The organism is Solibacillus sp. FSL K6-4121 (genome assembly GCF_038002585.1).
Classification (GTDB): Bacteria; Bacillota; Bacilli; order Bacillales_A; family Planococcaceae; genus Solibacillus; species Solibacillus faecavium.
The window spans coordinates 1,290,199-1,305,064 of the sequence record NZ_JBBOCS010000002.1 but is presented as its reverse complement, the minus strand read 5'-3'; the positions used below and the strand labels follow the sequence as shown (position 1 = coordinate 1,305,064).

At 37.1% G+C, this 14,866-nt stretch carries 17 protein-coding genes; 12 read left to right on the top strand and 5 right to left on the bottom strand.

The genetic code is table 11. The annotated features are described in order from the left end of the window. Both MHH95_RS16235 and MHH95_RS16230 read left to right on the top strand, forming a co-directional pair. A complete protein-coding gene (locus tag MHH95_RS16235) occupies positions 1-771 on the top strand; it encodes a serine hydrolase (RefSeq protein ID WP_340728478.1) in 771 nt (256 codons plus the stop codon). A 15-nt stretch (positions 772-786) separates the two neighbouring features. Then, on the top strand, positions 787-1,596 hold the full coding sequence (locus MHH95_RS16230; RefSeq protein WP_340728477.1) for a C40 family peptidase: 810 nt from the start codon (positions 787-789) through the stop codon (positions 1,594-1,596). A 60-nt stretch (positions 1,597-1,656) separates the two neighbouring features. Here MHH95_RS16230 and MHH95_RS16225 read toward each other — a convergent pair whose 3' ends face one another. From MHH95_RS16225 to MHH95_RS16210, 4 genes are all read right to left on the bottom strand, one after another. Beyond that, positions 1,657-2,232, bottom strand: coding sequence for a hypothetical protein (locus tag MHH95_RS16225; RefSeq protein ID WP_340728476.1), 576 nt, complete (start codon positions 2,230-2,232; stop codon positions 1,657-1,659). 18 nt (positions 2,233-2,250) lie between these two features. Then, a complete protein-coding gene (ispG, locus tag MHH95_RS16220; protein WP_191700258.1) occupies positions 2,251-3,360 on the bottom strand; it encodes a flavodoxin-dependent (E)-4-hydroxy-3-methylbut-2-enyl-diphosphate synthase in 1,110 nt (369 codons plus the stop codon). Positions 3,361-3,490: 130 nt separating this feature from the next. Further along, entirely contained in the window at positions 3,491-3,829 is a 339-nt protein-coding gene (locus MHH95_RS16215) for a hypothetical protein (RefSeq protein WP_340728475.1), read from the bottom strand. A 75-nt stretch (positions 3,830-3,904) separates the two neighbouring features. Next, a complete protein-coding gene (locus tag MHH95_RS16210; RefSeq protein WP_340728474.1) occupies positions 3,905-4,411 on the bottom strand; it encodes a DUF1189 family protein in 507 nt (168 codons plus the stop codon). Positions 4,412-4,542: 131 nt separating this feature from the next. Between MHH95_RS16210 and MHH95_RS16205 the strand changes: the two genes are divergently transcribed. Both MHH95_RS16205 and MHH95_RS16200 read left to right on the top strand, forming a co-directional pair. Further along, the gene (locus MHH95_RS16205; RefSeq protein WP_191700255.1) at positions 4,543-5,022 is read left to right on the top strand and encodes a DUF456 domain-containing protein; all 480 of its coding nucleotides are present in this window, start codon (positions 4,543-4,545) and stop codon (positions 5,020-5,022) included. 210 nt (positions 5,023-5,232) lie between these two features. Next, positions 5,233-5,838 carry a superoxide dismutase gene (locus MHH95_RS16200; protein WP_191704983.1) on the top strand — a complete coding sequence of 202 codons (606 nt, stop codon included), beginning with the start codon at positions 5,233-5,235 and terminating at the stop codon, positions 5,836-5,838. 131 nt (positions 5,839-5,969) lie between these two features. Here MHH95_RS16200 and MHH95_RS16195 read toward each other — a convergent pair whose 3' ends face one another. Then, positions 5,970-6,548: a TetR/AcrR family transcriptional regulator gene (locus tag MHH95_RS16195; RefSeq protein ID WP_340728473.1), complete on the bottom strand. Its 579-nt coding sequence runs from the start codon at positions 6,546-6,548 to the stop codon at positions 5,970-5,972. A 150-nt stretch (positions 6,549-6,698) separates the two neighbouring features. Between MHH95_RS16195 and MHH95_RS16190 the strand changes: the two genes are divergently transcribed. The 8 genes from MHH95_RS16190 (at position 6,699) to pstB (ending at position 14,863) form a co-directional block, all read left to right on the top strand. Further along, positions 6,699-7,457 carry an SDR family oxidoreductase gene (locus MHH95_RS16190; RefSeq protein ID WP_340728472.1) on the top strand — a complete coding sequence of 253 codons (759 nt, stop codon included), beginning with the start codon at positions 6,699-6,701 and terminating at the stop codon, positions 7,455-7,457. Positions 7,458-7,590: 133 nt separating this feature from the next. Beyond that, positions 7,591-8,034 (top strand): universal stress protein, encoded by a 444-nt coding sequence (locus MHH95_RS16185; RefSeq protein WP_340728471.1) that lies wholly within the window; start codon positions 7,591-7,593, stop codon positions 8,032-8,034. 269 nt (positions 8,035-8,303) lie between these two features. Further along, positions 8,304-10,514 carry a peptidoglycan D,D-transpeptidase FtsI family protein gene (locus tag MHH95_RS16180; protein WP_340728470.1) on the top strand — a complete coding sequence of 737 codons (2,211 nt, stop codon included), beginning with the start codon at positions 8,304-8,306 and terminating at the stop codon, positions 10,512-10,514. 52 nt (positions 10,515-10,566) lie between these two features. Further along, entirely contained in the window at positions 10,567-10,980 is a 414-nt protein-coding gene (locus MHH95_RS16175) for a response regulator (RefSeq protein ID WP_340728469.1), read from the top strand. Positions 10,981-11,140: 160 nt separating this feature from the next. After that, positions 11,141-12,106, top strand: a complete 966-nt coding sequence (locus tag MHH95_RS16170) for a PstS family phosphate ABC transporter substrate-binding protein (protein ID WP_340728468.1) — start codon at positions 11,141-11,143, stop codon at positions 12,104-12,106. Between the two features lie 104 nt (positions 12,107-12,210). Then, a complete protein-coding gene (gene pstC / locus MHH95_RS16165) occupies positions 12,211-13,155 on the top strand; it encodes a phosphate ABC transporter permease subunit PstC (protein ID WP_340728467.1) in 945 nt (314 codons plus the stop codon). 1 nt (position 13,156) lies between these two features. Then, the gene (gene pstA / locus MHH95_RS16160) at positions 13,157-14,035 is read left to right on the top strand and encodes a phosphate ABC transporter permease PstA (RefSeq protein WP_340728466.1); all 879 of its coding nucleotides are present in this window, start codon (positions 13,157-13,159) and stop codon (positions 14,033-14,035) included. 84 nt (positions 14,036-14,119) lie between these two features. After that, a complete protein-coding gene (gene pstB / locus MHH95_RS16155) occupies positions 14,120-14,863 on the top strand; it encodes a phosphate ABC transporter ATP-binding protein PstB (protein WP_445683028.1) in 744 nt (247 codons plus the stop codon). Positions 14,864-14,866 lie beyond the last annotated feature (3 nt).

Here is a 14,866-nt window from a genome sequence, read left to right as displayed (position 1 = left end):
ATGATGAAAAAACGAATTGAGAAAATAATTGAACAATGTCCTTATAAAGTGCATGTCAGTATTCAGGATTATAAAACAACCGAATCGGTTTTTCAATTACGGGAACATGAAGTGTTTAGCAGCGCAAGTGTAATAAAAGTACCGATTTTGGTCGCTATTCTGGCACATTTACAAGAAACTAATGGCTCCCTGCAGCAAATAGTTAAAATCGCGGAGGAGAATATTGTCGACTTTAGCGTACTCACAGAACAAGAGCAAACGAGTTCTACATTATATGAGTTATTAGTGTGGATGATTATTACGAGTGATAATACTGCCACCAATGCTTGTATCGATTTTTTGGGCATGGATACGCTGAATAAGTATTTTAATGAGATCGGACTAAAGAGTACACGAATACAACGAAAGATGATGGATTTTGAACGACAAAAGCTTGGATTGGATAATGAAACAAGTGCTTATGATATACAGTATTTATTCCAGCAAATTTATAACGGTCATTTACTTTCAAAACAGTGGAATGACATAGCCATCGATATATTATGCCGTCAGCGCAGTCATGAATCATTAAAGCGTTATATTGTCGATCATGTAAAAATGGCCCATAAAACAGGTGGTCTTGATACAGTTGATCATGATGCTGGAATTGTATATACAAACGACCGGGACTATTTTATCGGTGTGTTTATTACGGAAGTGGAAGATAACGATAAGGCTAAGCAATATATTGGAGCAATTTCAAAAGTGGTGTATGAGCATTATACAAAATAGCGAGGAGGGGAAACTTTGAATGCGATAGTAAAAGTAATGATTGCAAATCTGCACGAGAGTACAGATATAAGTACGGAGTTAACCGATGAAGCGTTATATGGGATGCCAGTTGAAGTGTTAGAAGATATTGATGATAATTGGGTAAAAATTCGAACGTTTTATCGCTATGAAGGCTATACATTAAAAGCGAATTTACACATGGAAAGTGAAGATATACTGACATGGGTTGATGCTAATTATGTAGTAATTCAAAACTTTGCCGATGTGCTGGCTCGACCTAAAATTCAAAGCAGTAAAATTATAACATTAACGCGCGGTGCTTTTATTCAAGTTGTGATAGAAGCTGATTTGGATGCAGAATGGACAAAGGTACAGCTAGTTACAGGAGAGGTTGGCTATGTACGTTCATATTGGCTTCAGGAGCGGAAGAAAGTGTATACGATAGATGAAGTAGCTTTCCGTGAACAAGTTGTCCAGGATGCGTTTCGATATATTGGCACACCGTATCGTTGGGGTGGGAAAACTCCTTTAGGCATCGACTGTTCAGGTCTTGTGTCTATGGCATATATGTTGAACGGTGCGTACATTTACCGGGATGCGAAAATATTGGATGGCTTCCCAATTCGCAAAATAGAAAAAGCTGAACTAAAGCGCGGCGATTTAATTATGTTCCCTGGCCACGTAGCGATGTATATCGGCGAAGACTTGTATATACATTCTTCTCTTGGTGGCAATGAAGTGAACGTTAATAGTTTAAACCCACAGCATTCAGAGTACCGCCACGACTTGGCCACTACGATTACTGAATACGGGAGTATATTTTAAAATCAATAAGAGGCGAGTTAAAAGCAGATACTTTTAACTCGCCTCTTATATGTGTTAATTTTAAAAGTTCTTTTGAATCCATTCGTTTGCTTCTGTCCAATTATAAACACGAATAACGTTATTCGGTACGCTCAATTGATTGTAGGGTGTATCAAAAAGAATTACAGGGATTTTAAGTTCCTCGGCAATTTCCACAGCATTATCATGTTTATCCTCGAAAAAGGCCTCTACGCGATGCTTTTTTGCCACTTCTATTTTGTTGTGACTACCGATACATTCAATATGGTCGTAAGGTACTTTGTAGTTTTCAAACCATTTTTTTGTGATATCGAAAACATTTTCCCCACGTGCCGAAATGTAATAAAGTTCATATTGGTTTTGCCAGGCTGACAATATACGATGTGCATCAGCAGCAAGTTCACTCACTTCATAAAGACGAGGTTCATTTTCCTGAAACCAGGACTGGAATTGAGCTCGATCAACTGGATATGGAAACCCGCTTAAAAAATCATATTCCGTTACGTCCTGTAGCGTCATATTAATATTATATTGTTTATTAATATGTGGAATTAATGTGGCAGGACATGTAACTGTCCCGTCAATATCAATACCGAATCGATGCTTTAAGTTTGTCATTTCCATTGCTCCATTCCTTTACACGCTGGCATTTGCTTCTGCTTCACGCTTTGCAACCATTTCAGCAGCTAATTTATCAATTTCTTTTTTCAGTTCTTCCACCATTGTTTCTTCTGGTACTTTACGAACTGTTTTACCTTTCATAAATAAAAGTCCTTCCCCACGTGCACCGGCAATACCGATATCCGCTTCACGAGCTTCACCAGGGCCGTTAACAGCACAGCCAAGTACAGCTACTTTTAAAGGAACACTTAATTTAGAAATATATTCTTCCACTTCATTGGCAATCGAGATTAAGTCGATTTCAATACGACCACAAGTCGGGCATGAAATTAATGTTGCCATATTTGAAGCTAAACCAAATGATTTTAATAATTCACGAGCAACTTTAATTTCTTCAACAGGATCAGCTGATAAAGAAATTCGTAAAGTATTACCAATACCTTTAGATAAAATCGCGCCTAATCCAGCAGCGGATTTTACTGTTCCGGCAAATAATGTACCAGACTCAGTAATGCCTAAGTGTAGTGGGTAGTTAAATGCTTTTGAAGCTTTTTCATACGCTTCGATCGCAAGGTTAACGTCAGACGCTTTCATTGATACGATTATGTCATGGAAATCTAAGTCTTCTAGAATTTTGATATGGTGTAACGCAGATTCAACCATACCATCTGCAGTAGGGTAGCCGTATTTTTCAAGAATATGGCGCTCTAAAGAACCGGCATTTACACCAATACGAATTGGAATCCCTTTCGCTTTAGCAGCATTTACTACGGCTTCTACTTTTTCGCGTCGCCCAATATTACCCGGGTTGATTCGAACTTTATCAATACCACCTTCAATGGCTTTTAATGCTAATTTATAATCAAAGTGTATATCCGCAACTAAAGGTATATTGATTTGTTTTTTTATTTCCGGTATTGCATCAGCTGCACGCTCATCCGGTACTGCAATACGTACGATCTGACACCCAGCTTCTTCTAAACGTTTAATTTCAGCAACAGTTGCTTCGACATCATGTGTTTTTGTCGTACACATACTTTGTATTATGACTTCGTTATTCCCACCAATTGTTAAGTTACCGACACGTACAGGACGCGTTTTCGTACGGTGAACGATTTCACTCATGAAAAATTCTCTCCTTCTCAGGCTTGTTAATGTTGTTATATCACCTAAAAGATATAACGATATGTAAGCCGTCACTGTTCCTTATTTTATCAGTGTATGAAAAGAAGAACAAGGAAGAAACGTTACGAATTCAATTTGTACAATTTTCTTTCGCATTTGAGATTATTGGAACAAATACTGTATCACCCGGAACTAGTGGCTGTAGGTTCAAATGTGGGTTCAATTTATAGAAATGTGCAAGTCGTTCAGGGAAAGTTGTTTTTACGGGAGAGGGCGTTGCTGAGAATAGGCTGTAAATTGTATCGCCTTGTTGGATTTTTACGACAACATAGCTTTCTTGCGGTATTTCATCACAGGACGGTATGGAAGAAGCATAAAAGGATGCTAAAGGCAGAGAGCCTTCTTGCAAATCTACTTTAATGACAAAAGCAATTAATAAAAGCACAATGGAAGCTATTAAAAAGCGCAAAAAAATCCTCCTTATCTCTACAATTTAACTCACAAAAACAAGTTGTTAAACTATATGATCCATAAGGAGAATTTATTATTTTTCAATCGGATATTTCGTTAGGGCAATTATAATAAACAGCATTGTAATAAATATACTAATTAAGGTAGCAATTGTAGGGGAAATGGGGAATAGGTTACCGAACATCGTTATAAATGTTCCCCAAGTACTGGCAAATACAGCTGTCCGCCATACTTGTCGATATTCACCGCGACGCTTCATCGGTCTAATAAAGAACTGTCCTGCAAGGGCAAATAGACTTACTTTAACAAAATAGATTGAAGTATTTAAAACGAATAAAAAAATAATAGCAATAGGGTAAACAATCCATTGCACATCCTGGGCATACTGTTCGATTTCAGAATAACTGAAAATTTCGTCCGTTCCGCCATTAATAAACTGACCGAAAGAAAATGCCGTTACTAGCGCAATCATTAAAAAGGCATATTGCATTACTTTACCTATGGAAAGAATACGATAAGGTCCTAGTTTTTTAGGGTTAGTTAAGCTATGAATAAATAGTTGCATGTGAGAAATTTTCATATGTATGAGGCTCCTTTAAACAGTAGTTTATCATGAACAAAACGTTATTTGAACTTGTTAAAGTAAAATTGAATCTTTTCGTTATTTTTTTCGTATAATTTGTGAATATACTTTTAAAAGGATGTGAACATATGGATATCATTGCATGGGTGCTTATTATAGCTTTATTTGTCATCGCTTTTATTGGTTTGGTATATCCGATCATCCCCTCTGTAATTTTTTTACTAGGAGGATTCATTGTTTATGGTTTATTTTACGGCTTCAGTGAATTGCCTTGGTGGTTTTGGTTAATTGAACTATTATTTGTAGCTTTATTATTTGTCGCCGATACAATTTCTAATTTAGTGGGAGTTAAAAAATTTGGTGGCTCTAAAGCAGGGATGTGGGGGAGCACAATCGGTCTATTAATAGGACCATTCGTCATTCCATTCGCGGGAATTATAGCAGGACCGTTTATCGGAGCTGTTATCGGAGAGCTGATTGTTACACGCAGTAATTTACAGCAGGCCATTCAAGTAGGTATTGGCTCCGTAGTTGGATTTTTAACTTCTGTTGTTACAAAAGGAATTATACAAGTAGTCATGATTGTATTATTTATTATTGCGATTTAAGGAAGAGCAAATATTTGTAAATACAAACTTATATCGCTTACACTAGTAATGAAGAGGTTACAGACAAAGGTGAAGCAAGAAATAGATGGTTGTCGGTCAAAAGGCTGAAATGTTATTATTACTGTTTTTTTTGATTGAATGACGAATCATTTTTTGATAACCTAGTATTGTAATCAACATTAATTATATGTTCCAGGGAGGAATAAAAACATGGCTTTCAAATTACCAGAATTAACTTACGCTTACGATGCATTAGAACCACATATCGATGCAAAAACAATGGAAATTCACCATTCTAAACACCACAACACTTACGTAACAAACTTAAACGCAGCGGTAGAGGGTACTGAATATGCTGACAAAGACATCAACGAGTTAATCGCTAACATTGATGCTTTACCAGCTGACAAACAAACTGCTGTACGTAACAACGGTGGCGGACATGCCAACCACACATTATTCTGGGAATTAATCGCTCCAGGCGGTTCAAACACTCCAGTAGGCGAAGTTGCTAAAGCAATCGACGCTAAATTCGGTTCATTCGACGCTTTCAAAGAAGAGTTCGCTAAAGCTGCAACAACTCGTTTCGGTTCAGGCTGGGCTTGGTTAATCGTTGAAGGTGACGGTGTAGCTGTTACTTCAACTCCAAACCAAGACTCTCCAGTAATGGAAGGTAAAACACCAATCTTAGGCTTAGACGTTTGGGAGCACGCTTACTACTTAAACTACCAAAACCGTCGTCCAGACTACATCGGTGCATTCTGGAACGTAGTGAACTGGGACGTAGTAGAAGCAAAATTCCAAGCAGCTAAATAATTAAATTTGACCACTCAAATTTAATTATTACTGCACCGAAAGCAAAGCGACAGGTGCAGTAATATTCTAGAAATTTACGCATGGGAAGAATTAATCTTCCCATGTGTTTTTTATTTTCTCTCTCAAATTAGTTAACTTTTTATTTTCTTCTGCAATACCTCTCTTAAACGATGAAAGTCATAAATATATTGATTCAACGTTTCCGGTAAGAGAATATAATTTTCTTTATGCCACTGAAGGAGCAATCCGATGATGGAGTTTGCAGTATAGCTTGCTAAATATTCAAGCTGCTGTTTGGACATATGATCCGTCTCTTCAGTATGTGATTCCAAAACGAACGAGCGAATCGTCTCTAACAATTTATGATAATAAAGCATCGGTGTTTTTTCATCAAAAACAATGCGGTAAAATGCTTCATATTTTTTGACATGGTGAAAAATTTGAATCATTTCAGGTGTTAACATGGCTAAATTATCTTTTGTAATGTCATATGGAAAATCATAAGAAAATTTTAAGTCTTTTACAATTTCGTTAAAATAGCGTTCGAATACACCGTGGACATTTTTATAATGCAAATAGAATGTTCCACGGTTAATTTCGGCAATTCGGCATAATTCTGCAACCGAAATATTTTCTAAGGACTTTTGATTTAATAGTATTATTAATGCCTTTTGTAGATTGTCATGTGTTTTCTTTACACGTAAATCCATAATATTTTCCCCTTTAATGAACATAAATTTCAAAAAGTGTTGAATAATAAACTGAAGTTCATATAACTGTCGTTTGTACGTTTTTTTTCTTTCAATTATAATTTTTATTGAACAGTTGTACAATAACTCAATTTTAAAGGAGAGATTTAATTGAAATTACAGGATAAAGTAGCGATCGTTACAGGAGCTGCATCTGGTATGGGAAAGGCAATTGCTGAAGCATATGCTAAAGAAGGTGCAAAAGTAGTTGTTTCCGATATGAATGAAGAAGGCGCAAAAACGGTTGCAGATGAAATTACTGCAAATGGTGGTACGGCATTTGCCATTGCGACAAATGTTACTAAAGATGAAGACTTACAACAATTATTTGATACAACAATTGAGAAATTTGGTCAATTAGACATTTTAGTAAATAATGCTGGAATCATGGATGGTTTTGAGCCAGTAACTGAAATTACAGATGCTCGTTGGGATATGATTTTTGCCGTAAATACAACATCTGTTATGAAGTCGATGCGTATTGCGACAGATATGTTCCTAAAACAAGGTCATGGTGTCATTGTAAACAATATTTCTGCAGGTGGTTTAAATGGTGGCCGTGCAGGAGCTGCTTACACTGCTTCAAAGCATGCTGTAGTAGGTTTAACAAAAAATACAGCGTTCATGTTTTCTCAATCAGGCATTCGAGTAAATGGTATTGCCCCTGGTGCAGTAATGACAAACATCCAACAATCAATGCAAAATATAAGTCAGTACGGTGCTGGGCAACAGCAAAAAGGTTCTGCATTAATTCCACGTGTTGGTAATCCGGAAGAAATCGCAAACTTAGCGGTATTTTTAGGTTCTGAGGATTCAAGCTTCATTAATGGTCAGATTATAACAGCTGATGCAGGTTGGACAACTTACTAATAGTTTTTATTTAAACAGTTTTGGAACTTCGGTTTCAGAGCTGTTTTTTTTTGAACTTAAAAGCGCTCTTTTAGAGAAGAAAGTACATATAAAGCAATTGTTCATGAATAAAGTGTAAAGAGGTGAGGATTAGATGAGCATGACGTATAAAAATATATTGGTTGCTGTGGATGGGTCGATTGAATCGATGATTGCTTTTAAAAGAGCTGTGCAAGTTGCAATTAACAATGTAGGTAGTTGGCTTTATATCATTCATGTAATAGATACTCGTTCCTTTGCTTTTTCAGAAGGATATAATTTCGATTTAGCAGATCGATATTCTAAAAGTAAAAAGGATATGCTGGAAGGATATGAAGAAGTTGCAGTAAAGTTGGGATTCGACAGGACTTATAAAATAATGGAGTATGGGACACCAAAGCATATCATAGCAAGGGATATTCCGAAGCAAAAACAAATCGATCTGATTATTTGCGGTGCCACTGGTAAAGGTGATGTAGCGCGTTTCTTCCTAGGTTCCGTATCTGAAGCAATTGTACGAACTGCAAAATGTGATGTACTTGTTGTGAGAAATCAATAAATGATATAGCGAGGTGATGTAAGGACAGGGTTTCCTTACATACCTCGTAACTTATTAATAATTCTTATGAATGAAGGCTGTGTTAAATGTCATTTGGACCTTTAGCATAGCCTTCATCTTTTCCTATGAAACTTTACGACAACAGAACCGTCTAAAAGATGAATGATATAAATCTGAAGTCTTTTTTCAATAGGTTTTCAGTGTTATACTAATAGGCATGACTAAGCATTCATGTATAATCTACATAAAGCAAGAAAGGGGAGTTTCAGTTGCGCAAAATTATGCCAAATCGTCAGCAAAATCCGAAGGCAAAGCAACGGTCAAGTTTAACGTTTCGGATGAACATCCTTTTCTTTTCCATATTTGTTCTGTTCTCTGTACTAATTTTTCGTCTAGGATATTTACAAATTGTTAAAGGTGAGGATTATGTGCGTGAATTGGAACGCACTGAGGAAGTGCGTGTTAATACAAGTGTACCGCGCGGGAGAATCTTTGACCGCTATGGCCGCATATTAGTTGATAATCAGCCTGAAAACGCAATTACTTATACAAAAATGCAAACAACAAAATCTCCTGAAATGCTTGAAATAGCAGAAAAGCTTGCACATTTAATCGAGCAGCCTACTGATAAAGTAACACATCGAGATAAATTGGACTTTTGGATTATACGTAACCAGGAAGCTGCACTCAAAAAAGTATCACAAGAGGAAATGACAAAATTCAGAAACGAAAATGAAGAGCTAGAAGAAAAAGAAATCAACCAAGAATTCGACCGTCGAATACGTGATCGAATTACAGAAAAAGAGCTTGAGCAATTAACTGAGTTTGATTTAGAAGTTCTGGCGATTTACCGTGAAATGATGACAGGGTATAATTTATCTCCACAAATTATTAAAGGAGAAAATGTTACACCTGAAGAATTTGCACGAGTTTCTGAACAATTGGCTGATTTACCTGGTGTGAATACAACAACCGATTGGAAGCGTGTTCGCCAATCACCTTTAGCTATTTTAGGGCGTACAACTGTCCCAAGTAAAGGTGTTCCAAAATCAAAGCTGAACTTTTATTTGGCACGGGACTATTCTCGAAATGATCGTGTAGGAGAGAGTTATTTTGAAGCCCAATATGAGGAAATTTTACAAGGTGAAAAGTCGGTAGTAAAAAATATTACGAACAAAAAAGGTCAAGTAGTAGAAACTGTAACGACTTTCGATGGTTTGCCAGGGAAGGATTTAGTCACTACATTAGATGTAGAACTTCAGCAAAAAGCGGATGAAATTTTAGAACGTCAGCTACTGGATTTAAAATCAAAAAGAGGGTCGGAATTATTAGATCGTGCCTTCTTAGTGGCGATGAGTCCAAAAACAGGGGAATTATTATCTGTTGTTGGTAAAAAAATAGAAAAAGATAAAGAAACAGGAAAACCTTATATTGTCGATTATTCATATGGTACGTTTACAACTGCCTATGAAGCAGGGTCAACAGTAAAGGCAGCAACTGTATTAATGGGCTATAACGAAGGAGTTATAAAACCAGGAACAAGAATGCTCGATTCTCCAATGCGTATCGGGAATATTACATTAAATACATTATTTAATAAGCATGGTAGTGTCATATTAGATGATTTAACAGCATTAGAGCGATCTTCTAATATTTATATGTTCAAAATTGCGATGGGGATTGGCGGGCGTACTTATTCACCTGGTATGCGTTTTAGTCTAGCTCCAGGAACGCTGCAAACGATTCGTAATGAATATGCACAATTCGGTTTAGGCGTGCCAACAGGTCTTGACTTGCCAGGAGAAACAGTTGGTTATCAGGCAGAGCCGGATACGGATGTGAAATTGCTGAACTTAGCTATTGGACAGTTTGATACGTACACAACGATGCAGTTGGCGCAATATATTTCCACAATTGCAAATGGTGGGTACCGTATTCAACCACGAATGCTGAAAGAGATTCGTAACCCTTCAAAAGATGGTAAATACTTAGGCCAAGTAGTTGAAGAAGTTTCACCAACGATATTAAATAAAATAGAGAACAGTGAATCAGAAATTGCTCATGTCCAGGAAGGTTTGCGCCGGGTATACTTTGGAGCAAATGGCTCGGCTAAACGTCAATTTGCAACAGCCGATTATACAGGAGCGGGTAAAACTGGTACAGCAGAGGTAGTTTATTACGGGCCTCATCAAGATAAATGGAGAACCAACACGATTAATATTGTACACGTGGGCTATGCACCATTTGAAAACCCTGAAATTGCCTATGCTATAATTTTCCCATGGGCAACTACAATCTTTGAAAATAACTACTTACCACATGCAAATTTAACAGCTCGTGAATTAGTCGATTCCTATTTTGAATTAAAAACAAAATATGCGGAAGAGGGTTTATCTTCAAGTAAAGTAGAAAAATCGATTATTAAGCATTCGGACGAAAAGCTGGATGAAGATGAAGAAGTTGAAACAGTAAATGAATAAAAAAAGTTCCCGTAGTTAAATACTACGGGATTTTTTAAAGGAGAAATATAAAATGAAAAAAAAGATTATGCATACAGTAGTTATTATTGGTGCATTAAGTAATGCAGTTATTTTAGCTATTATGGACATGCCGACTTGGTTAATTATTTTAATGTCTGTGATTTACGTCGTTATTTTTGAAGGGCTTCTACTATTATTAGAACCTAGACTAGTACGAGCAGAAAGAGAGCGAAATGTAAAAGCATATCCTTTTTTAAAGGAGCTAGTGGATGCAAAAAAAGCTACTGTTACATTACGAGACGGCACAGTACTTTACAATGTAACGTTTGAAGGCTATGCGAATCCGAAAGACGCAAAAACAATTTTATTGCATGTACATACTGTAAAGACAAAAAAGGATAAATCTACATTTACGGAACATCCTGTTAAACTAATTAACATAAAGAATGTAAAAAAAGTTCAATAATAAGAAAATGAGACAATTTGCGGAAAGATACCGCAAATTGTCTTTTTTGTTTACAAAGCTTTACGGTCAATTAACGAACGAAATATATGCGCTCAACAAATTTTCACTATAGTTGGAATTGTAAGAAAAAACATTTATTAAACAAGCGGAGGAATAACAAATGAAAAAGTGGCAGTACTTAACATCAACAGCTTTAATTAGTTCAGCAATTCTTTTAGGAGCATGTGGCCAGGAAGAAGATGAAGCTTCGATATCAGCAGAAACTCAAACAGAACAGGCTGAGTCGGGCAGTGCACAATTATCCGGTAACGTAGTAGGCGATGGCTCGTCAACAGTTGCTCCGATTACAGAAGCATTAGTTGAAGAATACGCAGCAGTACAAAAAGATGTACGTGTGGCAGTTGGTGTATCAGGTACAGGCGGCGGATTCGAAAAATTCATAAATGGAGAAACGGACTTCTCTAACGCATCCCGTCCAATTAAAGAGTCGGAAGTGGAAGAGCTAAAAAAAACTGGTGTTGACTACACGGAATTTGAATTGGCATATGACGGTTTATCGGTAGTTGTACATCCGGAAAATACATGGGCGAAAGATTTAACGATTGAACAATTAAAGCAAATTTGGATTGAAGATGGGTCGACTAAAAAATGGTCTGATATTGATCCATCGTGGCCGGCAGAAGAAATCGTTTTCTATTCACCAGGCTCCGATTCAGGAACTTTCGATTACTTTGATGAAGTAATTTTAGATGGAGAGGACATCGTAAAATCTGCAACGTTATCCGAAGATGATAACGTCTTGGTACAAGGGGTAACAGCGGATAAAAATGCGATTGGCTACTTCGGTTATGCCTATTACCTGGAAAACAAAGACAAGTTGCAAGTTGTCACAGTGAACGGTGTTGAGCCAACAAATGACACGATTGAATCGGGTGAATATTCTCCTTTGTCCCGTCCGTTATTCATCTACGTGAAAAACAGTGCGGTAAAAGATAAGGAAGCAACTTATGATTTCATTAAGTTTACTTTAGAGAATGCTGGGGAAATGGCGGAAGTTGTTGGATATGTAAGTTTACCTTCCGAAAAGTATGATGAAAGTTTAAAAGTTTTGGAAGGATTAAAATAAGTATTTAAATAGTGTGGGGGATCGCATGCCCCGCACTTTTTTATGAGGCTAACCACTATAGAAAAAAGTTTATCCGTATAGATGACTGGGGGGAATTATCGCTCATGGCTCTTAAACAACAGGAGCAAGTAAGTGTCCAACAATTAATTGAGCGTTCACGTAATCGTAAAGGTAAGAAAGTAATTGAAAAGATTGTGCCGATAGGATTATTTCTGGCAGCGACGATTTCGGTTCTTACAACGTTTGGGATTGTATTTACATTAATTTTTGAAACGATAGAGTTTTTCACGCGCGTGTCGATAAATGACTATTTATTTGGTACAGAGTGGCTGCCTTTTTCGGGAAAGGAACCATTGTATGGAATCTTACCGTTAATAATAGGGACTTTTAAAATTACATTTATCGCAATTTTAGTAGCGGTACCATTTGGGTTAGGTGCAGCAATTTTTTTGAGTGAATATGCATCAGAACGTGTACGAAAAATTATTAAGCCAATTTTGGAGGTTCTTGCAGGTGTCCCAACAATTGTTTACGGGTTCTTTGCTTTAACGTTTATTACCCCAATTCTGCAAACACTTATTCCGAATCTTAAAATTTTCAATGCTATCAGTCCAGGTATTGTTGTTGGAATTATGATTCTACCAATGATTACGTCCATGTCGGAAGACGCGATGAGCTCAGTACCCCGTTCAATTCGCGAAGGGGCTTTAGGCTTAGGTGCCACAAAGTTCGAAGTGGCAATTAGAATTGTACTGCCTGCTGCATTATCTGGAATTATCGCTTCGATTGTACTTGGTATTTCCCGCGCAATAGGGGAAACAATGATAGTCTCCTTAGCAGGTGGATCTACACCAAAATTCGACTTTGGATTTACAGATTCCATTCAAACGATGACAGCCTATATTGTTCAAGTTACGACAGGTGACGCAGGATATGGAACGACAATTTACTACTCGATTTACGCAGTAGGATTCACATTATTTATTTTCACTTTGGCGATGAATCTGCTTGCAACATACATTTCAAAACGCTTCAGAGAGGAGTATTAAAATGCGCTATATACAGGAAGACCTAGTTATGAAGCGAATGAATAAACGTCTCATTTCAAATAAAATGTGGAAGGTAATTTTTATTATTGCCACAAGTTTTGCCCTCGTTTCATTAGGAATGCTGTTATACCGGATTATATCTCAAGGAATCGGCTTTTTAGATTTAAATTTTCTCACAAACTTTGCTTCTCGCATTCCCGAAAATGCAGGAATTAAAGCTGCTTTAGTCGGCTCGCTCTGGCTGATGAGCGTTGTGGCGCCTGTATCGATTATTTTAGGCGTAAGTACGGCAATTTACTTAGAAGAATATGCGAAGCAAAATAAACTAAATGATTTTATTCGAATAAATATCTCCAATTTAGCAGGTGTTCCTTCGATAGTATTCGGTTTACTTGGATTAATAATATTCGTTAGATTATTCGGTTTTGAAAAAAGTATATTAGCTGCTGGTTTGACGATGAGTTTATTGATTCTGCCAGTTATTATTGTTGCGGCTCAAGAAGCAATCCGAGCAGTACCGAATGAGCAGCGGGAAGCTTCATTTGGAATGGGGGCGACAAAGTGGCAAACTATTGCCCGTGTTGTCCTCCCGGCGGCGATTCCTGGTATTTTGACAGGCAGTATTTTGGCCTTATCTCGTGCAATTGGGGAAACGGCTCCATTAGTCGTAATTGGTATTCCTGTAATTCTACAATTCTTGCCAACAGGATACTTGGATACGTTTACGGCATTGCCAATGCAAATTTTCGACTGGGCAAAACGTCCACAGGAAGCATTCCAATATGTCGCATCAGCGGGCATTATTGTTTTGATGGTTGTGCTATTGACGATGAACTCGGTCGCAATCTTTATTCGGAATAAGTTCCAAAAACGTTATTAGGAGTGAAGTAGAATGGTACAAATTTTAACTAAATATAATGGAACACAGCATGCGGTGCATGAAAAAAATAACAGATCTATTGTTATGCAATCGAATAATTTTAATTTATGGTATGGTGGACATCATGCTTTAAAAGATATTAATTTAAATATGCAGGAGAATGAAGTGACAGCGATTATCGGTCCTTCAGGGTGCGGGAAATCTACCTATATTAAAGCATTAAATCGAATGGTAGAGCTTGTACCTATTGTTCGTACAACGGGTGTAATCAATTATAGAGGACGTAATATTTTCGGGAATGGATATGAGGTGGAAGAACTACGGACAAAAGTTGGCATGGTTTTTCAAAAGCCAAACCCATTTCCAAAATCGATTTACGATAATATTGCTTACGGTCCACGGATTCACGGTATAAAAAATAAAAAGATTTTAGATGAAATTGTAGAAAAGTCATTACGAGGTGCAGCCATCTGGGATGAAGTAAAAGACCGTTTAAATCAAAATGCATATGGTCTATCGGGTGGTCAACAACAGCGTATTTGTATTGCTCGTTCCTTAGCGATTGAACCAGATGTAATTTTAATGGATGAACCGACGTCAGCACTTGATCCAATCTCTACATTGAAGGTAGAGGAACTTGTGCAGGAAATGAAAGAACAATATTCAATCGTAATTGTCACACATAATATGCAACAAGCAGCACGTATTTCAGATAAAACGGCATTCTTCCTAAACGGAGAAGTGATTGAATTCGATCAAACAGATACGATTTTCTCCACGCCGTCAGATCAGCGTACAGAAGATTATATATCAGGTCGATTCGGATAGGGG